Below are 23,774 nucleotides of genomic sequence, written 5' to 3' on the forward strand. Positions count from 1 at the left end.
CACGCCCCGGGGCGGGCGTCAAACGGGGCGCCGGAGGACCTCCGCCGACCTGCGCGTTCCCGCTGAAACTTTCATCCCCCGCCACGGGGCCGCCGGGCCGCCCGGGTCTCGGCCGGGATTTGTCGGTGCGCCCGCGTAGGGTTCCGGCATGGCCATGCTCATCGGGCGCGAACGACCCGCCGCCGTCCTGCGCGGCGAGGTGGAGCGCGCGCTGGCCAGCCACGGAGCGCTGGTCCTGGTGACGGGCGAGGCGGGCATCGGCAAGAGCGCGCTGGTGGCGAGCGCCGCCCAGGAGGCCGTGCGCGGGGGCGCCAGGCTCCTCACCGGCGCCTGCTGGGAGGGCGAGGGCGCGCCGGGCTACTGGCCGTGGGTGCAGGTGGTCAGGCAGCTCGCCCCCGGGGCCACGCCGCAGAGCCTGGCAGGGGCCGAGGCGGAGGCGTTCCAGCTCTACGACGCGGTGACGGCGCTGCTGGTGGACGCCTCGCGGGAGCAGCCGGTGGTGGTCGTGCTCGAAGACCTGCACTGGGCGGACACGGCGTCGCTGCGGCTGCTGGAGTTCGTGGTGCGGCACGCCTGGTTCGAGCGGCTGCTCGTGATCGGCACCTACCGCGACGCGGAGGTGGACGGGCCGCTCAGCCTTCCCCTGGAGGCCAAGGCCACGACCCTGACGCTGGCCGGGCTCGACCTGGGCGGTGTGGAGCGGCTGGTGGCCCTGACGACGGGGGTGGCCCCGGAGGCCGGGCTGGTCGCCGAGATCCATCAGCGCACGGGCGGCAACCCGTTCTTCGTGGAGCAGACGGCACGCCTGTGGCAGGGCGGCAGCCCGCTCGCCACGATCCCGCCGGGAGTGGGCGCGGCGATCCGGCGGCGGCTGTCGCGGCTGGCGGGCGGCGTGCTGGACACGCTGCGGATGGCGGCGGTGCTGGGGCGCGAGTTCACCGAGGAAAGCCTGGTCCGGGCCCTGACTCACGCGTCGTCGCCGGTCGCCGGAGCCCGGCGTGGCAGCGCCGTGCCTGGCCCCGGCCCCGCGCATGGCGACGGCGTCACCGCGACGGCCCACGCAGCCGCCGGAGGCGCCGCGCCTGAGCTCGCCCGCACGCGACCGGATGACCTCATGGGCGCCCGCCCGCGACCGGATGACCTCACGGGCGCCCGCCCGCTCTCCGACGGCGGCTCACCACCGGCGCGCCGGGGCGGTCCCGCCCCGGTCTCTCCCGGCTTCGTCCGCAAGGCGCTCGACCAGGCCGTCTCGGCCAAGCTCGTCGTCTCGCGCGGCTCCGGACACCACGCGTTCGTGCACGACCTGGTGCGCGAGACCCTCTACGCCGAGCTCGGCGAGCCGAGCCGGGCCGCCCTGCACGCGTCCGCCCTGGCGGCGCTCGACACCGCGCTGCCCGCCGTCCGCGCCCACCACGCCTACCTGGCCGCCGTGCCCGGCGCGGCCGATCTGCTCCTGGCCGCGGCCCGCGACGCCGAGGGGCGGATGGCGTACGAGGAGGCGGCGGGCCACTTCCGCCGCGCCCTGGATCTCACGCCGCCCTCCGGCCTGCGCCGGCGGGCCACCATCGGGCTCGACCTGGGCGTGGCGCGGCACCGGGCAGGCGACACCGCCGCGGGAGTGCGCAGCCTGGAAGCGGCCCTCGCGCTCACCCACCACCTCGACCACCCCGACCTGCTGGCCATCGCGGCCCTGAAGCTGCACGACCTCTGCTCCACCGGCCAGGGCCGCTGGACCGGCTTCGTCCACGAGGCCCACCGCAAGCTGGTGCGCCGCGCCACTCCCGCGCCGCCGCCGCAGACCACCCCATGGCCCGCTCCGCCCGCTGGCGCGAACTCCGGCCTGGGTGCGGGCCCGGCCGTCAGCGCAGGCGCACAGGCGCCCGCCGGCAAGGGCCCGGGTGTGGGGGCGGGCGGGCGCGAGGGCGGCGGTCCGGAGGCGGTGGCGGCGCCGGCGGGTGGTGAGGACCGGCTGCACGTGGCGGCGCGCGAGCTGACCGCGGTGGCGGCCGACCTGGCCAGGCAGGGCGCGGACGACGAGGCGCTCGGGTACAGCCTCATGTCCAGGCTGGGCGTCATCTGGGGCCCGGGCACCACGGCCGAGCGGCTGGCGATCACCGACGAGCTGTCGGCGGTGGCCGGGCGTACGGGTGACGATCAGCTCGGCCTGACCGCCCGTTCCTGGCGCATCGGAGCCCTGCTGGAGCTCGGCGACCCGCGCTGCCTGACGGAGCAGCACGCGTTCACCGCCTGGGCGGAGTCCTCGGGGCTGGCGCTGTTCCGGCACGAGGCCGCCGTGCTGAAGGCCGCGTTCGCCACGCTCACCGGCCGCTTCGACGAGGCCGACACCTGCATCGACGCCGCCTACGACCTCGGCGAGCAGCCGGGCATCGGCAGGCGCGACCTGCGCTGGATGCAACGCTGGTCGGCGGCCCTGCTCAGGGGCCGGTTCGACGTGGCCGACACCGTGCTGACCGAGATGAGACATGCCGGCAGCCAGCACTTCCCGCTCTACCAGGCCGTGACGGCGGTGCAGCGGGGCGGTGGCAGCGAGGCCGCCATGCGGCACCTGGCGCAGATCATGGCGGCGGGCGAGCAGTACCTGCGCTGGATGGCGCCGCTGTGGCTGAGGTTCCAGGCGCAGGCGGCGGCCCGTTCGAAGGATCCGGTGCTCTGCGAGCACGCCCGGGCCGCGATCTCCCCGTACGTGGGTCAGTGGGGCGTCACCGCGACCGTCGCCGTCGAGGGCCCGTACGCCCATTGGGCGGCCGTGCTGGACGCCGCCCAGGAACGCTGGGACGACGCCGTCGCCGGCTTCACCGCGGCCTACCAGGCGGCCGACGTCCTGGGCGCGCGGCCCTGGTCGGTCGAGTCGCGGGCCCGCCTGGCGGAGGTGCTGCAGGCCCGCGGCGACGACGCCTCCGCGCTGATCGAGCAGGTGGAGCGGGAGGCAGCGGAGCTCGGCATGCTGGTACGCCTGCCGAGCCCCGGCGCCGCCGCCTTCCGCTTCGACGGCGAGGTGTGGGCGCTGACCTTCGCCGACCGCACGGTGCACCTGCCCGACTCCAAGGGCCTGGCCGACCTGCGCGTCCTGCTCGACCGGCCCGGCAGCGACGTGCCGGCGGTCGAGCTGCTCAACCCGCCGGGCGGTCAGGTGGTGATCGCGGCGCGCGGCATGGGCGGCGACGACGTGCTCGACGCGGAGGCCAGGAAGCGCTACCGCAGGCGGCTGGAGCTGCTGGACGAGGAGATCGACCGGGCGGTGGAGCTGGGCGAGGAGCGCCGTGCGGCCGAGTACGACGCGGAGCGGCAGGCGCTGCTGGACGAGCTGCGCACCGCCGCCGGTCTGGGCGGCCGGCCCCGGCGCCTCGGGGACGAGGCCGAGCGCGCCCGCAAGGCGGTCACCAACCGGATCCGCAACACGCTGCGCCAGCTCGACCAGCGCCATCCCGAGCTGGCCGCCCACCTGCGCGCCTCGGTCTCGACCGGCTCGGCGTGCCGTTACCAGCCGGCCTCGGAGGTGCGCTGGTCCACCTGACCGCGCGGGTGCCGGCCGTGCGGTATCCGGCACCGCGGGGCGCCTGAGGCCGGTGCCGGGTGGTGCGCCGGCGGCGGCCGGGCGCGGCCGGGAGGACGTCAGCCGAGCTTGGCGAAGAAGGTCGTGACGTCCTCGGCGAAGAGGGCGGGCTGTTCGGCCGCGAAGAAGTGCCCGCCCTGGTCGAATTCGGTCCAGTGCACGATGTTGTGGTCGCGTTCGGCCCAGGAGCGGATGGTGACGTCGCACGCCTTGGACACGAGCACGCCCGTGGGAACGGTGCCCCGGGCAGGGGCGGCCCAGTCGCCGGCCTCGGCCCAGCCCGCTGCCGGGCCGGCCGCGGAGTCACTCGCCCCCGCGCCCCGCTCCCCCGGCGCACCTGCCTCGCCGGGGGCCTCCCAGCCCGCCGAATCCGCCCAATCCGCGGCGCTCATGTTCTCGTAGTAGAACTGCGCCGACGACCCCGCCGTCCCCGTCAGCCAGTAGATGCTCACGTTGGTGAGCATGAGGTCGCGATCGAGCGACTCCTCCGGCAGCCCCGCCACGGGCTCGGTCAGCTCCTTGAACTTCTCCATGATCCACGCCAGTTGCCCCACCGGCGAGTCGTGCAGCCCGTACGACACCGTCTGCGGCCGCTTGGACTGCGTCTGGAGGTACCCGTCGTTCATGGTCTCCATGGCCGACCAGCGCCCGCGCTCCTCCTCCGACAGCCCGTCCATCTCCCCGTCCTGGCCCATGGGGAAGGTGAGCGCCGCGTTGAGGTGGATGCCTACGACGTGGTCGGGGGCGTGCTTGCCCATCTCGGGCGCGATGAAGGCGCCGGCGTCCCCGCCCTGCACGCCGTAGCGGGTGTAGCCGAGCCCGGCCATCAGCTCCGTGAACGCCCTGGCGGAGCGGGCGGCGTCCCAGCCTGTCGCGGAGAGCGGGGCGGAGAAGCCGAAGCCGGGCAGCGACGGGATGACCAGGTGGAAGTCGCGCGAGAGCGGCTCGATGACGTCCAGGAACTCCACGAACGTGCCCGGCCACCCGTGCAGCAGCATGAGCGGCAGCGCGTCGGCCCGCTCGGAGCGGACGTGCACGAAGTGCAGGCGCTGCCCGTCGATCGTGGTGGTGTAGTGGGGCAGCTCGTTCAGCCTGGCCTCGTGGGCGCGCCAGTCGTAGCCGGTGCGCCAGTGCTCGGCCAGCTCCCTGAGGTAGCCGACCGGCACCCCGCGTTCCCAGCCGGTGCCGGGGAGCTGGTCCTGCCAGCGGGTCATGGCCAGGCGGGCACGCAGGTCGTCCAGGTCCTGCTGCGGGATCTCGATTCGGAACGGGTGAATTGTCATGAAATTTCCTCTCTTTAGCTCTTAAATGCGGAATGCGGCGGCGTGTTGGGCGGCCCACTGGGCGAACGTGCGCCCCGGGCGGCCCGTGACCCGCTCCACGGTCGGCTGCACGACGGCGGCGGCCCCCGGCGGGTTCGCGCCGAGCTGGACCCCGAACTCGATCAGGTCGTCCCCCACCCCCGCCGCCCGCATGGAGGCGCGGTACTCCTCCTCGCTCTGCTCCTCGAACCCGAGCTCCCGCCCGATCGCCGCGCCGATCACCCGCACCCGCTCCTGCGGTGTCAGCGCCTCAGGCCCGGTCAGCACGTACGCCTCTCCCGCGTGCCCCTCCTCGGTCAGCGCCGCCACGGCCACCGCGGCGATGTCGGCCTCGTGCACCACGGCGCCGGGATGGTTGCCGAAGACCCGCACCACGCCCTCCTCCCGGATGGATGCGACCCAGTCGAAGGCGTTGGCCATGAACTCGACGCACAGCAACTGCGTCCACCCCAGGTCACCGGCCCGCAGCGCCTCCTCCACCGAGGTCTCGTCGAAGCTGCTCAGCACGCTGACGCGCCTCACGCCCGCCTTGGCCGCCAGCTCGACCAGCTCGCGCCCGTTCTCGAGCGGCGCGTAGTCGTCGCCCCCGAACGTGATCAGGTGCAGGGCGGTCACGCCCTCCAGCGCCGGGGCCAGCGTCTCCAGCGAGGTCAGATCGCCGCAGGCCACCTCGACCTCGCCGGGGAACGCGGCCTTGCCGGGGTTCCTGGTCAGCGCCCGTACGCGCGCGCCCCGCCCGACGAGCTGCCCCACGATGCGGCGGCCGACAGTCCCCGTGGCGCCGGTCACGAGAATCGTCATCCGTGTTCTCCTGTCCGATGGTGTTCTCCTCTGTCGGACAGGAGGCGCCACACGCGAAATAGCACCCGCTAGACGGCGGAAACACCGCGGAAACGCCGCACGCGGTTGCATCGTGCCCACCCCCGCGAAGATCACGAGGAGAAGAGGCGCCCATGACCGGACACGAGCCCCGGCCGTCCAGGCGGACCGCGCTCGGCCTGCTCGGAGCCGTCCCCCTGACCGCGAGCGGCGCGCCGGCCGCCTCCGCCGCCACCACAGCCGCCACCACAGCCGCCACCGCCGGCACCGCCGGCACAGCCGCAGCCGCCGGCTCGGGCAGGATCCCGGCCGACCTGCGCCCGGGCGGCGCCTTCGACCGCTACATCAGGGATCTGGCCGAGCGCGACCAGTTCTCCGGGACGGTGCTGCTGGCGCACCGCGGCCGGCACGTGCTGGCCCGCGCGTACGGCATGGCCGACAAGGACCGGCGCATCCCCAACGAGATCGACACCATCTACGCCATGGCCTCGGCGTCCAAGCCCTTCACCGGCCTGGCCGTGGTGCAGCTCGCCCAGCAGAGGAAGATCAGGTTCCACGACACGGTCGGCGACCACCTGGACGGCTTCCCCGCGGAGATCGCCGAGCACGTCACCGTCCACCAGATGCTCACGCACACGTCCGGAATGACCGACCCCACCAACGACGCGCCGGCCCCGCACGTCTTCACCAGCGTCGAGGAGCGCAACCGGGACATCGCCGCCCGCGCCCGGTCGCAGACGCTGCGGTTCACTCCCGGCACGCGCAAGGAGTACTCCAGCATGGGGTACGAGGTGCTCGGGGAGCTGGTGGCCGCGGTGTCCGGGCAGCCGTTCCACGAGTACGTCCGCGAGCACGTCTTCGAGCGGGCGGGCATGGCGGACTCCGCGTACCGCACCAGGACGGAGTGGCTGGCCGACGAGCGCATCGCGCACCCGTACATGCTGCAGGAGGACGGCTCGCGCGCCGACGGCGTGCGCCATCTGGACAAGGGCGGCATCGGCGGCGTGAAGGGCAGCAACTCTGCGCGCGCGTTCATCGGGTCCGGCGGCGGGAACGGCTTCACCACCGCGCCCGACCTGGTGCGGTTCGCGCTGGCGTTGCAGCGGGACGAGCTGCTCAAACGCGCCTACACCGAGCTGTACGTGAACGCGAAGGTCTCGGGCCCGCCCCTGCGGCAGGGCGGCCCGGTGGATCCGCGCCGCGGGGAGGCGTTCCACGCGTACGGGCCGACGGCGTCCATCTACAACGACCGGCGGTACGTCTCCCACGGCGGCGGCATCGCCGGCGGCTCGACGAACTGGAGCATCTACCTCGACCTCGACTGGGTCGCGGTCGTCCTGTGCAACTACGACCTGCAGATCGAGCCGATCATCGAGGCGGAGCGCAGCCGGATCACCGCGTGAGGGGCTGCGCGCCGCCCGTCAGGTAGTGCTGCACCACCGGCCCGATGTCGCGGGCGAGCGTGTCGACGCCGGCGTCCACCATGGGCGGGAACCGCAGCACGTACCGGGTCAGCGCCAGCCCGAGGAGCTGGGTGGAGGCGAGCGCGGCGCGGTGCTCGGCGTCGGGCGCGCCCGTCAGGCGGCCCACGAGCGCGGTGATCTGTGTGGCGAACACCTCGCGCATGCGCTCGGCGGCCATCGGGTTCGTGCTGGCCGAGCGCAGCAGCAGGATCAGCACGTCGTCGGCCTGCTCGCCCTCCCAGCGGTACAGGAAGTGCCGCACGATCAGCTCGCCCAGCCGCTCGCGGGGCGGCCGGGCGAGCTTGTCGAGCTGCAGGTCCACGTCCACTGCCGCGTTGAACAACCCGGCCTTGCTGCCGTAGTAGCGCATGACCATGGACGGGTCCACGCCGACCTGTGAGGCGACCGCCCGGATCGTCATCGCCTCGTAGCCGCGCTCGACGAGCAGCTTCCTGGCGGCCGAGAGGATGGCGTTCCGGGTGGCTGCCGATCTCTCGGTGAAAGCCATGACAACAAGTGTAGGCCAACACTCGTACGGCTCAGGCCGGTCAGCGGTGCCCGGCCATCCAGTCGGCGAGGGCCGAGGCGATCACCAGGGGGTGGTCCTCGGGGGTGTGGTGGCCCGCGACCTCCTCGCGCTCCACGATCTCAAGGGACGCGATGGTGGCGCGGCACCAGGCGATGGTCTCCCGCGTCCACATGGAGCCGGGCCCGGGGCGGAAGTCGATCAGTAGCTTGGGCACCTCGACGCTGGTGGCCAGCCACCGGCCGAACGCCTCGATCCTGGCCACCACGCCGGCGGGCTCGCCGTCCAGCGGCATCGAGCGGGCCCAGCGCAGCAGCGGCAGCCGGCTCTCCCTCGTCGGGTACGGCCGCAGGTACGCCTGCGCGTCCTCGTCGGCCATCGGCGTGGTGACGCTGCCCGGCAGGGCGCGAAGGAAGGCGTTGTCGTCGAGCATCATGCTCTCCCCGACGCCCTCCGTCTTGATCGCCCGGAACAGCGGCCGGCCGCCTTCGGGAAACTCCTCCCAGGTCATCGGTTTGACGATGGCCTCGGTGAAGGCGATCCCCCGGACGCGGTCCGGGTGGCGGGCGGCCCAGTCGAAGGCGAGGGCGCCGCCCCAGTCGTGACCGACGAGCAGCACGTCGTCCAGGTCGAGGGCGTCGAACCAGGCGTCCAGGTAGCGGGCCTGGTCGTCGTAGGTGTAGTCGATGGCGGGTTTGCCCGACTCGCCCATGCCGATCAGGTCGGGGGCCAGGCGGCGGCCCTGGCCGACGGCGGGCATGACGTCGCGCCACAGGTGGGAGGAGGTCGGGTTGCCGTGCAGGAAGACGATCGGCGCGCCGGAGCCGAGCTCACGGTAGGACATGGTGGAGTCGAGCACGTGCTGGACGGGCATGGCAGGGGTCCTTTCAGAGGTTCAGGTGCAGGAAACGGTCGACCGCGATCTCGATCACGACCCGGCCGGGCGGGTCGGGCGGCGGTGACAGGTAGCGCCGGGTGTAGCGGCGGGCGGCCTCGGCGATCCGGCGCGGGTCGTGCGACACCGTGGCCGGGCCTTCCAGGGTGATCCAGCGGAAACCCTCGACCTGGCAGAGCGCCACCCGGCCGCCGCCTGGGGCGTCGGCCAGGTTGCGGGCCTTGCGGGAGGTGGCGACGGTCAGCACGCGGGCGAGGCCCGCCTCCCGGTCCCATGTGAAGCGCACGGGCGCCACGTGCGGGGATCCGTCGGGGCGCAGCGTGGTCAGGGCCGCCACGGCCGGCTCGGCCAGGAACGCCTCCGCCGTACGCGGTGGGCGGCCCCTCACGCCGCCGGCCCTTCCCGCCGACGGGACACGCCGGAGCCGGACGCGCGACCGCATGCGCCCGAGCCTGACGCACGGCCGAGCGCCTGCGAGGCGGATGAGCGGGCAGGCGTTCCGGCCGCGTGGGCGTCGCGCGAACGCGCAAGCGTCCCGGCCGTTCGGGCGGTGAACGGACGAGCCGTGGCCGCCTGACCGACGAACGACCGACCGAACGCCCTTGCCGCCTGCGCGCCGGACAGGCGGGCGAGCGCCCTGGCCGCCTGGGCGTCCGATGGACGGGTGAGTGGCCGCGTCACCGGAAGGCCTCGATGTTGCGGGCGGCCCAGGCGGTGAAGGGGCGCGGGGCGCGGCCCAGGAGGCGTTCCACGTCCGGGCTGACCCGCTGCTCCTCCTCCGTCGGCGTGCCGAGGATGGCGAGTGTGCCCTCGACGGCCTGCTCGGGCATGAACCCCAGCATCTGCGCGCGGGCCTCCTGCCTGCTCTGCTCGACGAAGCGCACCTCCGCGCCCAGAACCTTCCCGATCGTCGCGGCCCGCTCGCGCGGGGTGACGGGCTGCGGGCCGGTGAGCACGTACGTACGCCCGGCGTGCCCGTCCTGGCGCAGCACCACGGAGGCGACCTCGGCGATGTCGGCCGGGTCGATGACGGGCAGGGCGACGTCGGCGAACGGCGCGGCGGCCGTGCGGTGCGCGCTGATCGGCTCCGCCCAGGCCAGGGCGTTGGAGGCGAAGCCGCCCGGCCGCAGGATCGTCCAGTCCAGCCCCGACCCGCGTACGGCCTCCTCGAATCCGGCGGGATGCCCGTACAGGCCGGGCCGGGTCCCCGCGCCCTGCGAGGAGAGCAGCACCACGCGCCGGACGCCGCCCGCCGCGGCCGCCTCCAGGACGGCGCGCGGCTCATGCCCGGCGACGAGCAGGAACAGCGCCTCGGCCCCGTCGAAGGCGGCCTTCAGGCTCGCGGGATCACCCAGGTCGCCGGCGCTGTGCCGGACACCTTCCGGCAACGGCCCCGGCCGGCGTGAGAGCGCGGTGACCCGCTCCCCCGCCGCGGCGAGCAGCCGGACCAGCTCGCCACCGACGTTCCCGGTGGCACCCGTGACAACGAACATGGATCCACTCCCAAGGAGTTAGTTAGTTGACTGACTTACTTGCGGGACCATAGCGGGCGATCCGGTGGGCTGTCTATAGTTAGTCAGGTGACTGACTCAACACGGGCGGGGAAGCGGGAGCGGCTGGCCGGCGCCGCCGTACGGGTGCTCCACGAGCAGGGCGTCGAGAAGACCACCCTGGCCGACATCGCGCGCGCGGCCGACGTGCCCGTGGGCAACGTCTACTACTACTTCAAGACCAAGGACCAGCTCATCGAGGCGGCCATCGAGGAGCACGGCCACCACCTCGACGACATGGTCGAAGCCCTGGAACGGCTCGGCACGCCGCAGGAGCGGCTCAAGGCTCTCGTCCAGGGATGGGCCGGGGAGAGCGACCTCACCGCCCGGTACGGCTGCCCGACCGGCACCCTCGCCGCCGAGCTGGACAAGCGCGACGACGGCCTCGACCGCACCGTCGCCAAGGTCATGGGGCGGCTGCTCGACTGGGTGGAGGGCCAGTTCGCGGCCATGGGGCGGGCCGACGCGCGGGAGCTGGCCGTCGCGCTGTTCGCCGCGTACCAGGGGGCCGCCCTGCTGACCAACACCTTCCGAGACCCCGGCCTCCTGGTGACGGAGGGCCGACGGCTGGAGCGCTGGATCGACTCGCTCGCCCGCTCCTGATTTCGCCGCCCGGCAACCGGGGCGTTCCCCGCATGACAGCGCGATGAGGCAGGCCTGAAGCCCGCGCCCCGTAGTGTCACGTCCCGGGCCGGCGGCCCCCGTCGCGTCGGCGCTCACGGCCCGAGCGCACGGTCCGCCGCGACGGGGTCTCCTCACGCGCGGGGGCGGGAGATCCCACCGGCGAAAAAACCACTCGTGTACGCAGAGTCATCGCTCGTACACTGTCCATCACTGGCACGGGTGGTTGGCGGGCGGACAGCCCCGGTCGGGAGAGGCAGGGTCTATCGGTGATGGGCAGGGAGCTGGACGGGGCCGAGGACGTCAGGGTCGCCGGAGCGGAGCCGCCTCGCGGCCTGGAGTCGGTGACCCGTCACGAGGAGCTGGTGCGGCTGCTGGCGGAGCAGTTCGCGCGGGCCGACGTGTCGTTGCGGGAGCTGCAGGCGCGGGCCGATCGGGCGGGCGGCACCCGGCTGCCGCGTGCCACCTGTGCCGACATGCTGGCCGGGCGGCGGTTCCCGAAGAAGGCGGTGATGGTGGCGTTCCTGCGTGGGTGCCACGTTCCCGAGCAGCGGCTTCCCGCGTGGGAGCAGGCGTGGGAGCGGGTACGGGTCGCCCGGCTGGCGGCCATGGCGGCCCGGGCGCAGGCCGAGGTCCAGGCCCAGCTCACCGCACTCGCCACGGCCGCCCCACCCCGCCCGCCCGCGCCGGCCGGGGCCACGGCGCGGGGCCGGCCTCCGGCGGGGACAGGCACCACACCCGGCCGGCCGGCGGCAGGGACGGGAACGGCATCCGGCCGCCCGCCGGCGGATCCGAGCAGGACACCAGGCCCGCGGGCGGATCCGAGCATGACACCAGGCCGGCCGGCGGACGCGGGAACGGCACCGGACCGGCCGTCGGAAGACGCGGGGGTGGCCGGGCAGGCGCCACAGAGCGTGCCCGGCGACGGCGTCCGGCCCGCCGCGGAAGGCGGGAACGCGCGGACCCGGTTCCGGTGGCGGTCGTTCGCGATCGCCGCCCTCGCCTCGCTCACCGCCGCCACGCTCGGGCTCCTGGTCGGCATCTGGGTGCCGCACCAGGCCAGATCCGGGGCACCGGACCGCCCCCTGGTGGACGACGGCCGGGCGTTCGGCCCCGGCGGTTCGAGCCGGTTCACCGTGACGGTCGATCCGGCCAACACCGGCGTGCGGCTGACCCGCCGCCTCGACGCCGGCATCGGCAGGCAACGCGCCGGCATCACGGTGAACGGCGTCCCGGCGGGCGCCTGGCAGCCGCTGCCCGTGCAGCACGCCCACCGATGGCAGGACCAGCGCGTGGACCTCCCGCCATCGGTGAGCGCGGGCCGCGGCGCGCTCACCGTCGTCAACACGTTCGTCTCGTCCGACCAGGACTTCAACGAGTTCCTGTACGTCGTCGAGCAGCGTGTCGGCGGCGCCTGGGAGACCGCCGACACCCTCGACGTCGGCCCCCTGCACCTGGAGAGCGAGGCCGCCCACGGCTACGGCATCACCGGGCCGCAGACGTTCGCCGGGGTGCAGGAGTTCAGATATCCCCCGCCTGCTCCGGCCGGGTCACTGCATCACGGAATGCAGTAACCCCGTGATCGCGAGGGCCGTCGTGACGCCCCAGGGAAGCGGCTCGGCGGCACTTCCCACCACGCTGCCGCCCAGCGTGGAGGCGGTGAGGATGACGACCCAGCGCTGAGGCAGCACCTTCTCCCTGGGCTCCGCTTCCTGCGCGGCGGGGCGTGCGAGTAGTCTTTTCATGCGGTTTCCTTCGTCCTTGATCGTGGTGAGCCGTGCGAGCGGCTTTCCTGCCACCACAGGAGGGCCGCTCATTTCTTTTGGGCGATCACGCACTTGGTGCGCGATCATACAATCGCACATGATCGCGGCGCGTATTGTCCCAACTCAGACACACAGGCTTTCAGCCGAGGTGGGAATCCTCCCTTCGGTAGTAGAAACGCACATCCGCGGTACAGCTCTTTTCACTTGCGCCGACAATGCGGATTTGCACCGATCGCTCCCCCCGCCGCAAACTGCAGTTCATGAAAGAGATCGCAAGAGAGCTCGCCAAGCTCCTCATCCCCCTCCCCCAGCGGGAGCGGGACGAGAGCAACGACCAGTTCGGTGAGCGCCTCAAGCTGGCATGGAAGCAGCGTCACACCCTCACCGGCGAGCTCCTGATGTCAGCGCGCGCCTCGGAGCTGGACGACCCCGTCCTCGCGCGGCTCAACGAGCTGAAGATCCAAAAAGAGGATATTCAGCGTCAGATCAGGCTGATAGTCGCATACAGCAGAGAATTCATCCGCCCTGAGCCCTATCGGCTCAAGACCCTGGCAACCGCTACTGGTTTATCCATTTCGGGCACGCGCACCATCTACTCTTCCGATGACGTAGCCCTCATCGCTACCCGAATCGGACGCCAGGACAGCAAGAGCAGCATCTTTCCTGCCTCTTCCCAGAAGCCGGAGAAAGCCTTCGAGGGCGAGCAATGGTGGGTGCCTCCTCGACAGCCCGCCGAAGACCGGCAGGAGCCGCCCTCCTGATCACCTCGCAGGCTGCGCCGCCGCCCGCAGGGCCAGCTCCGCCGCGACGAGCTCCTCGATCCGGCCGGGGTCGCCCCGGAGCCCGGGCACGCACACCACCTCGCCCGCGTCCAGAGCGGCGAGCGAGGCGTCCACGACCTCCTCCACCGGCATTCCGCCCTCCCGATGCACCGCCGGCTCCCGGCCCGGCACCGGCTCCGCCCCGCTGGTCAGGTGGAACTCGGTGGCGGTCAGCCCCGGGCACAACGCCTGCAGGCGCGGCGGGCCGCCGGCCAGCTCCGCCGCGAGCGTGCGGGTGAAGGTGAGCACGTACCCCTTGGTGCCGGCGTAGACGGCGCGCTGCGGCAGCGGCCCCGGTGGCAGGGAGCCGGCGAAGGCCAGCAGCGAGGCCACGTTGACCACGGCGCCGCGCCCCCGCCGCACCATGCCGGGCAGGGCGGCCCTGGTCAGCACGGTGAGGGCGACGACGTTGAGGTCGAGGACCTTGGCCATGAGGGAGGGGTCGAGTGCCCCGAACGGCCCGAAGCCGTTGATGCCCGCGTTGTTGAGCAGGAAGCCGACATCCCGCGCCGCCGCCCGCTCGGCCACCCGCGCCAGATCAGCGGGTACGGACAGGTCCGCCACCAGGGTCTCGACGGCCGTCCCCGTCTGCTCGCGCAACCGCCGCGCCAGGTCCTCCAGCCGATCGGCCCGCCGGGCGACCAGCACCGTGTCCCAGCCGAGCCCGGCCAGCCGCGCCGCGTACCGCGCCCCGATCCCCGAGGAGGCGCCCGTCACCACGGCCGTGCCCCACACGTCCCCCATGTCCGCCACCTTCCGTCTCTGCCCGTTACTACCCACCCCATGAGGGGCGGGGGGTCATCCGATCGGTGGATATCGGGGCAGGCCCGCGCCGAAGATCCTCGATGCATGACAGTCATCGAGATCAACGACCTGCGCAAGAGCTACCAGGGCCGCCTGGCCGTGGACGGCGTCTCGCTCACGGTGGGACGCGGCGAGATCTTCGGGCTGGCCGGGCCCAACGGCGCGGGCAAGACGTCGGTCGTCGAGTGCGTGTCGGGGCTGCGGCGTCCCGACGGCGGCACCGTACGGGTGCTGGGCCTGGACCCGCACGGCGGCGACCGGCGCGCGCTCCAGCAGCGCATCGGCACGCAACTGCAGGTGGCGGCGCTGCCCGACGGGATCAAGGTCGGCGAGGCGCTGCGCATGTACGCCTCCTTCTACGACGAGCCCGCCGACTGGCGGGCGCTCATGGACGAATGGGGCCTGACCGGCAGGAAGGGCAGCCGGTTCGCGGCGTTGTCCGGCGGGTGGAAGCAGCGGCTGTTCATCGCCCTGGCCCTGGTGGGCGACCCCGAGGTGGTCCTGCTCGACGAGCTGACCACAGGGCTGGACCCCGACGCCCGCCGGACCACCTGGGGTCTCGTCAGGGCCATGCGCGACCGCGGCGTGACGGTCGTCATGGTCACGCACTTCATGGACGAGGCGGAAGCGCTCTGCGACCGCGTCGCGATCATCGACGCCGGCCGCGTGACCGCGGAGGGCACTCCCCGCGAGCTGATCGGCCGGGCGGGCGCGGCCTCCCTTGAGGACGCCTACTTCACTCTCACCGGAAGGGACCGGGCATGAAGGGCTTCGGTAACGTCGTCGCCGTCGAGCTCAAGCTGGGCCTGCGCGACCCCATGTCGGCCTTCTTCGCGCTGGCCTTCCCGCTGATCATGTTGTGGGTCAAGCTGCGCGGCGGGAACAAGCCGCTGTCCAGCGGGGTGCCGCTGGTGGACGCCACCGTCCCCATGCTGGCCGCCTTCGTCATCGGGCTGGCCACCCTGGTGGTCCTGCCCGCCACGCTGGCCGGATACAGGGAGCGCGGCGTGCTGAGGCGGCTGCGCGCCACCCCGGCCGCGCCCGGGATGTTGTTCGGCGCGCAGTGGATCGCCCACATGCTGCTGGCGGTGGCGGGCACGGCGCTGATCGTGCTCACCGGCTTCCTGGGGTACGGGCTGGCGGCGCCCGCGAGCCCGGCCGGCGTGCTCCTGGCATGGCTGCTCGGTGCGCTGAGCCTGGGCGCCATCGGCCTCCTGCTGGGCGCGCTCGTGCCCACCGGGCGGGCGGCGACCGTGATCGGGCTCGGGCTGTTCTTCCCCATGGTGTTCCTGTCGGGGGCCGTGATCCCGCGCGAGACGATGTCGGGCTCCATGCGCGCGATCGGTGACCTCATGCCGATGGCGCCCGCGGTCCAGGCGATGCGCGACGGCTGGGCGGGCGCTCCCGCCTCGGCGGCTACGCTGGGGATCATGGTCGCGATCGCGGTGGTGGCGGGCGGCGTCGCGCTGAGGGCGTACCGATGGTGACGCCCCAGCGCTGGGAGCGGGCCCTGGCGGCGCTGCCGTACCTGCTCGTCCTGCTGCCCGCGCTCTTCTCCCTGCTGCGCGAGTGGCGGCCGGAGGTGCTGGCCCTGGCGCTGTTCGCAGCGGCCTGGCACTGGCTGGTCGTGACCGCGCACCCCGCCTGGGCCGCCCGGCGCTGGGTGGTGATCGTCTACTTCGCCGTGCTGCTCGCCGCGATCGCGGCGCTGGTCAGGATCGACACGGTGTTCACGGTGACAGGTGTGGGGACGTTCCTGCAGTGCTTCGCCCTGCTGCCGGGCCTGTGGGCGTACGCCGGGGTGGCGGTGACGGTCGGCGTGCTCGTCGCCGCCCGTCCCGCCGACGGCCGGCCCCCCGTGGAACTGCTCGCCTCCTTCGTCGTGGGCGTGCTGATCTCCTGCATGGCCGGCCTGGTCTTCCAGACCGTCTCCGAGCAGAACGAGCGGCTCAGGCGCACCACCGCCGAATTGGCAGCGCTGGCGGAGGAGAACGCCGGTCTCCAGGCCCAGCTCCTGACCCAGGCCCGCGAGGCCGGCGTGCTCGGCGAGCGCCAGCGGATGGCCAGGGAGATCCACGACACCATCGCGCAGGGCCTGACCGCGATCCTCACCCAGCTCGAAGCCCTCGGCGACGTGCCGGGGGCCGGTGAGCGGCTGGCGACCGTACGGGGTCTGGCCAGGGAGAGCCTGGCCGAGGCGCGCCGCTCGGTGCACGCGCTGCGCCCCGTGCCGCTGGAGGGGACGCCGGGGTTCGCCGCCGCCCTGAGCGGGGTGGCCGGGCGGTGGTCGCGGGTCTCGGGCGTGCCCGCCACCGTGTCCGTCACCGGAGACGCCCGGCCGTTGCACGCCGAGGTGGAGACGACGCTGTTACGGGTGGCGCAGGAGGCGCTGGCCAACGTGGCCAGGCACGCCTCGGCCGGCCGGGTGGTCCTGACGTTGTCGTACATGGACGACGTGGTCGCCCTGGACGTACGCGACGACGGGGCCGGCTTCGTCCACGAGCCGGGGCGGTCGAGCGGCTTCGGGCTCGTCGGGATGCGCCAGCGCGTGATCCGGCTGGCCGGCAGCTTCGAGATCGAGACCGCCCCCGGTCAGGGCACCGGGATCTCCGCCACCGTTCCCGCCATCCCCGCCGCCGCGAGGTCGTGAGCCATGCCGATTCGCCTGATCATCGTGGACGACCATCCGATCGTCCGCGACGGCCTGCGCGGGATCTTCGAGACCGGCGACTTCGAGGTGGTGGGCGAGGCGGCCGACGGCCCCGAGGCGCTGGCGGTGGCCCTGCGCACCGGCCCCGACGTGGTGCTCCTCGACCTGCGCATGCCGGGGATGGGCGGGGTCGAGGTGATCCGCCACCTGCGCGAGCGGCAGCCCGGCGTGCGGGTGCTGGTCGTGACCACGTTCGACGACGACGCCGACGTGCTGCCCGCGATCGAGCAGGGGGCCACCGGCTACGTGCTCAAGGACACTCCGCGCGACGAGCTGCGGCGGGCGGTGGTGGCCGCGGCCCGCGGCGAGACGGTCCTGTCGCCCACGGTGGCCGGCGTCCTGAGCCAGAAGGCGCGCCAGGCCCCGCGCCGGGCGTTGAGCCCCCGGGAGGAGGAGGTGCTGGCCCTCATCGCCAGGGGGGCGACCAACCGGGAGATCGCCGCGAGGTTGTTCATCACGGAGGCGACGGTGAAGACGCATCTGCTGCACGTCTTCGCCAAGCTGGAGGTGAAGGACCGGGCGGCGGCGGTCGCGGCGGCGTACGAGAGCGGCCTGCTCAAGCCGTCCTCCCGAGGCTGACGCGGCCACTCACCCGCACGGAAATCTCCGCATGATTACTCACAGTGACGGGCATAACACTTCTCGTCCCGAAGAGGGGCTACTCGATCAGAAAAATGCCCACATGTCGGGAGAAGTGGAGACATCGGCGATGCGGAACACCGGCACCATTCTCATCAGCGGCTGCGCCGTGGGGCTGCTCCTGGCCGCCGGATGCGCCTCGGCCCCCTCCACCAGCCCCCCGGCGAAGCAGCAGATGCCCGCACTGCCGCCCAAGCTGACGATCACGCCGGTCGACGGCGCGAAGAGGGTCCCGCCGGACATCGGGATCGGCGTCAGGGTCACCGACGGCAAGGTCACCGCGCTGGTCGTCGCCGACGCCAAGGGGCACAAGGTCAGCGGGACCCTGGGCGCCGACGGTACGTGGCGGCCCAGGTGGCCGCTGAAGCCGTCCACGGAGTACACGGTGCGGGCGCAGGCCACCGGCGCGGACGGCAGACAGGTGGTCACGAGGCGGGCCGCGTTCACCACGCTCAAGCCGAGGCAGGTGCTGGAGACCGGCATGTCGCCGCTGAACGGCGAGAAGGTCGGCGTCGGCATGCCGATCCAGCTCCTGCTGTCGAAGCCGGTGACCGGGCAGCAGGACCGGGCCGCGGTCGAGCGGTCGCTCACCGTCGAGATGTCCAAGCCGGTCGAGGGCGCCTGGAGCTGGGTGAGCGACCGGGAGGTGCAGTTCCGGCCGCGCGAGTACTGGCCCGCCGGCCAGCGGGTCACGGTGGTCGCCCATCTGGCCGGACTGCGGATCGGGCAGAACCTGTGGGGCGCCAAGGATCGTACGGTGACGTTCAGCGTCGGCCAGGAGCACATCACCACGATCCGCAACAAGGCCCATCGGGCGGTCGTGCGCAAGAACGGCGAGGTCGTCAGGACCATCCCGGTCAGCCTGGGCAAGCGGGGCTTCGAGAGCTACTCCGGCACCATGATCGCCCAGGAGAAGGCGGCCGACTTCCTCATGGACTCGGCCACCGTCGGCATGCCGGGCGAGTACCTGCATCACACCAAGTGGAACGTCCGGATGACCTACAGCGGCATGTTCTTCCACGCCGCGCCGTGGTCGACGGGCGCGCAGGGCCGCCGCAACGTCAGCCACGGATGCGTGAACGCCAGCATGGACAACGCCCGCTGGTTCTACAACTTCACCCGGCGGGGCGACATCATCGAGGTCACGGGGACCTCGCGCCGGCTCAGGTTCGGCAACGGGCCGACGCCCTGGGCCAAGTCGTGGCAGGAGTGGCTGGCGGGCAGCGCCCTCGGCACCTCGACCGACGCCTGAGCGTCCGCCCCGGCGTCAGGAGCGGACAAGCCCGCGGCGTCTGGAAGGCTGCGGCCGTGAGGCGCGGACACCCGGGCGCCGGGCGGGCGACGGGCGTTTCTCGCGCCGGGGCGCGTCACGCCGGGATGAGGCGCACCAGCGAGTCGCGCAGCCGGGCGTGGCGCGTGCTCATGACGCGGTGCAGGGCGCGCGAGCCGAAGGCGACGCGCTGGGCGTCGCGGCGGCGCTCGGCGTCGTACGCGCGCAGGGCCGCCGGCAGGCCGTCCCGGCCGCGGGCGGCGACGGCCCTGGTGAGCGCCTCGGCGTCGAGGATCGCGGTGCAGGCGCCCTGGCCGAGGTTCGGGGTCATGGCGTGGGCGGCGTCGCCGACCAGGGCCGTCCTGCCGCCGTGGACGAACGCGGGCAGCGCCGGGTACAGGTGGCGCATCTCGTAGCGGATCCAGGAGCCGGGGTCGGTGGCGGACAGGATGCGCGGGATCGGGTCGTGCCAGCCGGTGAACAGCTCGCGCAGCTCCGTGGCGGTGGTGGCCTCGGGGACGGCGGCGTACCAGTTGGTGCGGCCCGGCTCGATCGGGGTCATGCCGAAGAACCGGCCGCGGCCCCACGTCTCGCCGTACACGCCGGTCTCGAAGCCGGCGATGCCGATCCAGGTGACGGTGCCGACGTGGCGGGGGCGGCTGCGCCCGCCGAACGCGGCTGCGCGCACCGCGCTGTTGATGCCGTCGGCGCCCACCACCAGGTCGTGCTCGGCCGCCAGCGCGGCGACGTCCGTGACGTCGTGCCCGTAGCGGACCGGCACGTCGAGTGCCGCGATCAGCGCGTCGAGCAGGTACGGCCGCGAGATCAGCAGCTCGGGGCGGCCGGCCCGGCGCTCGATGCGCTCCAGCGGCAGCCGCGCCAGCACCGCGCCGCTCGGGCTGCGGATCAGCCCGTCCCGGTACGGCAGCGCCCGCGCGCGGAACGCCTCGCCGACGCCGAGCCGGTCGAGCGCGGCCTGCGCGGTGGGGTGGATGCCGAACGCCGTGCCGTAGCGCTCCAGGGTTTCCCGCCGGTCCAGGACCGTCACCCGCCAGCCGGCGCGGCGCAGCCCGATGGCCGTCGCCAGCCCGCCCACACCCGCACCCACCACTGCCGCCGAACCCGTCATGTCGTCCTCCGTCCACGAACCAGCCACCACAACTGTGGTACCACATCCAGGGTACGATGGCGAGCGTGGGGAATCCGGACAGGCGTGACCGGCTGCGTGACGCGGCGATCGAGGTGCTGGCCGAGCAGGGCGGGCGCGGGCTGACGCACCGCGCGGTGGACGGCGCCGCCGGCGTGCCGCCGGGCACGGCGAAGAACTACTTCCCCACGCGGCAGGCGCTGCTGCGGGCGATCGCCGAGCGGTGCGTGGAGCTCTACCGGGAGATTCCCGCGCCGGCGCCGCTCGGGCGGGAGGGGCTGGCGGGCATGATGGCCGCGCTGCTGTCGGACGTGGCGGGGCCGGGGCGCAACCGGATGCTGGCCTACCTGGAGTTGCAGGCGGAGGCGTCCCGGTCGCCGTGGCTGGCGCCCCTCGTGGACACGATCGCGGCCGCCGACTTCGCGGCCTTCGAGCAGGCCCAGCGGTCGGCCGGGCTGCCCGTCACCCGGCAGCGCGCCGCCGCCGTGACGCTGGCGCTGCACGCGGCGATCCCGCACCTGCTGGCGGGCGGCTCCGGCACGCTGGCCGCCGCGGGGCTCGACGACCTCGAGCGCTTCGCCCACGACCTCCTGGAGTCGGTGTACGGCACGCCCGGCTGACCCGCCACCTCACCGTGCCGCGCGGGCCATGGGCTCCAGGGCGACGGCGTGCGGCCCGGACGGCGCTGGAGGAACCTGCCGTGGCCGGGCCGCATGCCGCGTCGTGAGAGGGGCGCGCCTCAGGAGCGCAGGACCGCGAACAGCCCCCGTGCGCGGGTGCCGTCCGGCAGCCCCCAGGAGCCCGCGAGGTGCCCGGCGGCTCCCGCCGGGAGGGCCGGCTCGCCATCTCCGGCGGGCGTCAGGACCCGGTGCAGCCGCAGGGCGGCACCGCCAGGCGCGGGCAGTTCGGTGCCCTCGCGGTCGTCGACGGCGGCGGAGAACCCCGCCGGCCCGGCCCCGGCACAGGAGCGGGTGACGTCCCGGTCGGGGGTGTCGCTGGTGCTCTGGTCCTGGGCCTGGACACGGCCCCCGATCAGACCGGCCAGCTCGGCGAGCAGCACCGGGTCGTGGCAGCCGTCGTAGGCCCAGCGCCGCCCCAGCACGCCGTGCTCCATGGTGCCGACGAGGGCGTGCTCCGCCCCGTCGAGCGGAGCGCCCCGGTAGGTGAGCGGCACCAGGTAGGACGTCGGCTCGGCGCCGGAGGTGTCGCTGACGATCAGGAACTCCATCCCGACCTCGCCCGCGGGGTCGTCGAGCCGGAAGCCGCCGGCCTTGGCCAGCTCCGGGCCACCCGCGCCGCCGTGGTACCACGGCCGGGACGGGAGCCAGGAGGTGAGCAGCTCCAGCTTGGTCGGCTTGAGGACAGTGTGGTGGATGACGGCCATGCCGAAGGTTCTCCCCCTTGAGCGCGTACGATCTTCACATCTTCGCATCCGCCCGCACGGACGCTCGCAGGACGCCGGCGTCACCCGCGGCCATCGCGTCGAGCAGGGCGGTGCCGCGCTGCCTGAGCAGGCGCACGGCCAGCCCGGGGATCGCGTACAGGACGGCGGCGGCCAGGAGGACGGCGACGAGGGCGCTCACCCACCACGGACCGCCGGCGACGCCGGGCAGGACCGCGGCCAGCAGGGTCACCGGGAAGATCGTCATCTGGCCGCCGGTCGGATCGCCCGCCTGCTGGCCGGGGTGGACGCGGGCGCGGGCGTCGGCGCCCACGGCCGGCATGAGGAGCGCGAGCAGCGGCGCCGTGGCGCATCCGGTGGCGGCCGCGGCGACGGCGCCGCCGATGGCGGCCTGCCCCACGGGTGAGCCGGTCGCGAGCTGCAACCCGGCGGCCAGCACGACGGACGGCAGGCCGAACAGCAGCGCCCAGGCCGCCATGCGCCCGCGCACATCGGCCTTGAGCGCGCCCGGAGTGGTGAGGAGCTGCCACAGGGCCGTGCCGTCCAGGGCATAGGTGTTGATCGCGGCCATCGCGCCGAACACGGCGGCCGCGGGCCCCACCAGGGGCACCGCCCAGCTCCAGCCGGTGAACGCGATGATGGCCGCCATCAGCAGCGGCGTCAGCCAGGCGGTGCGCAGCTCCACGCCGCGCGCCGGATCCCGCAGCCAGGTGGCCAGCTCCCGGGCGACGACCGCGGACACCTGCGGGGTGGCGAACGGCACAGCCGTCCCGCCTCGTGCCCCGGCGGGCCGTCGCGGGGCCGCGAACGGCACAGCCGTCCCGCCGCGTGACCCGGCGGACAGTCGCGGGCTCGCCCGGCGAGGCGCCCGGCGCAGGGCGCGCGCCGTCAGCGCGATCCACACCGCCTGCGATCCGGCGCCCACGGCCAGCAACGCCGCGAGCGGCAGCAGGATCGCACCGGGGTGCGCCCCGTCGCGGGCGGCGGCCACCGCGCCGTACCCCCAGCCGGTGGGCAGGGCGGCGAGCACGCCGATCACCGGCTCGGGCAGCCGCCCCAGCGTGGGCACGACCAGGGCGGTGTCCCCCTCGCCGAGGCGCGGCAGCAGCCAGGCCGCGATCGGCACCCAGCCGGCGAACGACAGCGCGAGCATGATCGCGGTCTGCACGGAGGCCAGCGTCATCCCGGCCCTGGTCTGCAGCAGCCGGCCCGCCAGCGCCGCGGTCGTCTTGCCCGCCCAGATGAGCAGGTACAGCTGCGCCGGCACCGCGGCCACGGCCACCGCGACGGCCGCCGGGCCGCCGGGCGCGGCCAGCACCATGAGGGACGACAGGCACGCCAGCGTGATCAGCGGGCCGACGCCGAGCAGCTCCGTCCATGACAGGGCCCGCGCCAGCCGCCACGACGGGATCGGGTAGCCGCGCAGCCATTCGCGCGAGATGACGGACGGGTCGTGCCGGGGCTGGGCCAGCGGCCCGAACAGCCACATGCCGCCCCACACGGTGATCGCGGCCACGATCCAGCCCTCGTGGATCGCGCCGCGGCCGGCCAGGAACGCACCGGCGACCACCAGGGCGGCCAGCACCAGCCCGGCCACCAGGCTGAAGCCGCGCTCGTTGTGCGGGCCGTTGCGGAACAGGCGCAGCTTGAGCGCGAACAGGGTGCGGGTCATGCCAGCCACTCCAGCGGCCGCACCGGGTCGGCGCCCACCAGCTCGACGAACCGCTCGTGCAGCGTCGCCCCGGCCGCCACCTCCTCGACCGGCCCCTCGGCCACCACCCGCCCGCCGGCCACGACCGCCACCCGGCGGCAGTTGCGCTCGACGAAGTCCATGATGTGGCTGGACAGCAGCACGGTGCCGCCGGCGTCGACGTACTGCTTGAGCACCTGCTCGATGGAGTGGGCCGAGACCGGGTCGATCGCCTCGAACGGCTCGTCCAGCACCAGCACCCGGGGGCGGTGCAGCATCGCCAGCGCCAGGTTGATCTTCTTGCGCATGCCGGTGGAGTACTCCACGATCAGCGTGCGCGGGACCGCGTCGAGCCCCAGGACCTCCAGCAGGTCACGGGCCCTGGCCCGCCAGCCGTCGCCGAGCCCGCGCAGCCCGGCGCTGTAGCGCAGGACCTCGGTGGCGGTCAGCCGCTCGGGCAGCGAAAGCCCGTCCATCATGACGCCGAGCTGGGCCAGCGCGGCCTCCCTCTGGGTACGCAGGTCGTGGCCGGCGATCCTGATGGAGCCGGACGTCGGATCGCGCAGCCCGCAGATCGCCGTCAACGTGGTGGTCTTGCCGGCGCCGTTGGGGCCGACGATGCCGTAGAACATCCCCGCTGGAATGCTCAGGCCGAGCCGGTCGACGGCGAGCACGGAGCCGAAGCGCTGGGTGAGGTCCGCCACCTCGATGGCAGGCACGGAGAGATCGAACACGGCGGTCATTCTGGGCAGATA

The 23,774-nt window shown here is 73.8% G+C and carries 23 protein-coding genes; 11 read left to right on the forward strand and 12 right to left on the reverse strand.

The annotated features are described in order from the left end of the window. The first annotated feature begins 148 nt into the window (after positions 1–148). Entirely contained in the window at positions 149–3,535 is a 3,387-nt protein-coding gene (locus HD597_RS23415; RefSeq protein ID WP_253744830.1) for an ATP-binding protein, read from the forward strand. Between the two features lie 98 nt (positions 3,536–3,633). On the opposite strand, the gene HD597_RS23420 is transcribed toward HD597_RS23415, so the two are convergent. Next, complete coding sequence (locus tag HD597_RS23420; protein ID WP_253744831.1) at positions 3,634–4,857, reverse strand: epoxide hydrolase family protein; 1,224 nt, start codon at positions 4,855–4,857, stop codon at positions 3,634–3,636. A gap of 21 nt (positions 4,858–4,878) precedes the next feature. After that, a complete protein-coding gene (locus tag HD597_RS23425; RefSeq protein ID WP_253744832.1) occupies positions 4,879–5,697 on the reverse strand; it encodes an NAD(P)H-binding protein in 819 nt (272 codons plus the stop codon). Positions 5,698–5,849: 152 nt separating this feature from the next. On the opposite strand from HD597_RS23425, the gene HD597_RS23430 reads away from it, so the two are divergent. Beyond that, entirely contained in the window at positions 5,850–7,118 is a 1,269-nt protein-coding gene (locus tag HD597_RS23430) for a serine hydrolase domain-containing protein (RefSeq protein WP_253744833.1), read from the forward strand. Here the strand turns inward: HD597_RS23430 and HD597_RS23435 are convergent. The 4 genes from HD597_RS23435 to HD597_RS23450 form a co-directional block, all read right to left on the reverse strand. Then, a complete protein-coding gene (locus HD597_RS23435) occupies positions 7,108–7,686 on the reverse strand; it encodes a TetR/AcrR family transcriptional regulator (protein ID WP_253744834.1) in 579 nt (192 codons plus the stop codon). The genes HD597_RS23430 and HD597_RS23435 overlap by 11 nt on opposite strands. Positions 7,687–7,726: 40 nt before the next feature. Beyond that, positions 7,727–8,578, reverse strand: a complete 852-nt coding sequence (locus HD597_RS23440; RefSeq protein ID WP_253744835.1) for a haloalkane dehalogenase — start codon at positions 8,576–8,578, stop codon at positions 7,727–7,729. Between the two features lie 13 nt (positions 8,579–8,591). Beyond that, positions 8,592–8,987, reverse strand: coding sequence for a pyridoxamine 5'-phosphate oxidase family protein (locus HD597_RS23445; protein ID WP_253744836.1), 396 nt, complete (start codon positions 8,985–8,987; stop codon positions 8,592–8,594). 289 nt (positions 8,988–9,276) lie between these two features. Further along, a complete protein-coding gene (locus HD597_RS23450; RefSeq protein WP_253744837.1) occupies positions 9,277–10,092 on the reverse strand; it encodes an NAD(P)H-binding protein in 816 nt (271 codons plus the stop codon). An 87-nt stretch (positions 10,093–10,179) separates the two neighbouring features. On the opposite strand from HD597_RS23450, the gene HD597_RS23455 reads away from it, so the two are divergent. Beyond that, positions 10,180–10,752: a TetR/AcrR family transcriptional regulator gene (locus HD597_RS23455; protein WP_253744838.1), complete on the forward strand. Its 573-nt coding sequence runs from the start codon at positions 10,180–10,182 to the stop codon at positions 10,750–10,752. 287 nt (positions 10,753–11,039) lie between these two features. Continuing rightward, positions 11,040–12,344, forward strand: a complete 1,305-nt coding sequence (locus tag HD597_RS23460; protein ID WP_253744839.1) for a hypothetical protein — start codon at positions 11,040–11,042, stop codon at positions 12,342–12,344. Here the strand turns inward: HD597_RS23460 and HD597_RS23465 are convergent. Beyond that, positions 12,321–12,623: a hypothetical protein gene (locus tag HD597_RS23465; RefSeq protein ID WP_253744840.1), complete on the reverse strand. Its 303-nt coding sequence runs from the start codon at positions 12,621–12,623 to the stop codon at positions 12,321–12,323. The two genes, HD597_RS23460 and HD597_RS23465, sit on opposite strands and share 24 nt — an antisense overlap. Before the next feature lie 173 nt (positions 12,624–12,796). Between HD597_RS23465 and HD597_RS23470 the strand changes: the two genes are divergently transcribed. Further along, the gene (locus HD597_RS23470; protein WP_253744841.1) at positions 12,797–13,297 is read left to right on the forward strand and encodes a hypothetical protein; all 501 of its coding nucleotides are present in this window, start codon (positions 12,797–12,799) and stop codon (positions 13,295–13,297) included. Here the strand turns inward: HD597_RS23470 and HD597_RS23475 are convergent, their stop codons facing one another. Next, positions 13,298–14,101, reverse strand: coding sequence for an SDR family NAD(P)-dependent oxidoreductase (locus HD597_RS23475; RefSeq protein ID WP_253744842.1), 804 nt, complete (start codon positions 14,099–14,101; stop codon positions 13,298–13,300). A gap of 105 nt (positions 14,102–14,206) precedes the next feature. Here HD597_RS23475 and HD597_RS23480 point away from each other — a divergent pair, with 105 nt between their 5' ends. The 5 genes from HD597_RS23480 to HD597_RS23500 all read left to right on the forward strand — a co-directional run bounded on the left by HD597_RS23480 (position 14,207) and on the right by HD597_RS23500 (position 18,762). Beyond that, positions 14,207–14,926: an ABC transporter ATP-binding protein gene (locus HD597_RS23480; RefSeq protein ID WP_253744843.1), complete on the forward strand. Its 720-nt coding sequence runs from the start codon at positions 14,207–14,209 to the stop codon at positions 14,924–14,926. After that, positions 14,923–15,648: an ABC transporter permease gene (locus HD597_RS23485; RefSeq protein ID WP_253744844.1), complete on the forward strand. Its 726-nt coding sequence runs from the start codon at positions 14,923–14,925 to the stop codon at positions 15,646–15,648. Before HD597_RS23480 ends, HD597_RS23485 begins: the two co-directional genes overlap by 4 nt. Then, positions 15,642–16,811, forward strand: a complete 1,170-nt coding sequence (locus tag HD597_RS23490; protein ID WP_253744845.1) for a sensor histidine kinase — start codon at positions 15,642–15,644, stop codon at positions 16,809–16,811. Before HD597_RS23485 ends, HD597_RS23490 begins: the two co-directional genes overlap by 7 nt. A 3-nt stretch (positions 16,812–16,814) precedes the next feature. Continuing rightward, the gene (locus tag HD597_RS23495; RefSeq protein WP_253744846.1) at positions 16,815–17,450 is read left to right on the forward strand and encodes a response regulator; all 636 of its coding nucleotides are present in this window, start codon (positions 16,815–16,817) and stop codon (positions 17,448–17,450) included. 103 nt (positions 17,451–17,553) lie between these two features. Further along, entirely contained in the window at positions 17,554–18,762 is a 1,209-nt protein-coding gene (locus HD597_RS23500; RefSeq protein ID WP_253744847.1) for a L,D-transpeptidase, read from the forward strand. A gap of 115 nt (positions 18,763–18,877) precedes the next feature. Here HD597_RS23500 and HD597_RS23505 read toward each other — a convergent pair whose 3' ends face one another. Further along, complete coding sequence (locus tag HD597_RS23505; RefSeq protein ID WP_253744848.1) at positions 18,878–19,909, reverse strand: FAD-dependent oxidoreductase; 1,032 nt, start codon at positions 19,907–19,909, stop codon at positions 18,878–18,880. Between the two features lie 65 nt (positions 19,910–19,974). Between HD597_RS23505 and HD597_RS23510 the strand changes: the two genes are divergently transcribed. Further along, entirely contained in the window at positions 19,975–20,547 is a 573-nt protein-coding gene (locus HD597_RS23510) for a TetR/AcrR family transcriptional regulator (protein WP_253744849.1), read from the forward strand. 119 nt (positions 20,548–20,666) lie between these two features. On the opposite strand, the gene HD597_RS23515 is transcribed toward HD597_RS23510, so the two are convergent. Genes HD597_RS23515 through HD597_RS23525 form a run of 3 tightly spaced genes read right to left on the reverse strand, consistent with a single transcriptional unit; the run spans position 20,667 to position 23,753 of the window. Next, positions 20,667–21,311 carry a maltokinase N-terminal cap-like domain-containing protein gene (locus tag HD597_RS23515; RefSeq protein ID WP_253744850.1) on the reverse strand — a complete coding sequence of 215 codons (645 nt, stop codon included), beginning with the start codon at positions 21,309–21,311 and terminating at the stop codon, positions 20,667–20,669. A gap of 34 nt (positions 21,312–21,345) precedes the next feature. Further along, on the reverse strand, positions 21,346–23,001 hold the full coding sequence (locus tag HD597_RS23520; RefSeq protein WP_253744851.1) for a hypothetical protein: 1,656 nt from the start codon (positions 22,999–23,001) through the stop codon (positions 21,346–21,348). Next, positions 22,998–23,753, reverse strand: coding sequence for an ABC transporter ATP-binding protein (locus tag HD597_RS23525; RefSeq protein WP_372513389.1), 756 nt, complete (start codon positions 23,751–23,753; stop codon positions 22,998–23,000). Before HD597_RS23525 ends, HD597_RS23520 begins: the two co-directional genes overlap by 4 nt. Positions 23,754–23,774 lie beyond the last annotated feature (21 nt).

The sequence above is a fragment of the Nonomuraea thailandensis genome (assembly GCF_024172165.1).
Classification (GTDB): Bacteria; Actinomycetota; Actinomycetes; order Streptosporangiales; family Streptosporangiaceae; genus Nonomuraea; species Nonomuraea thailandensis.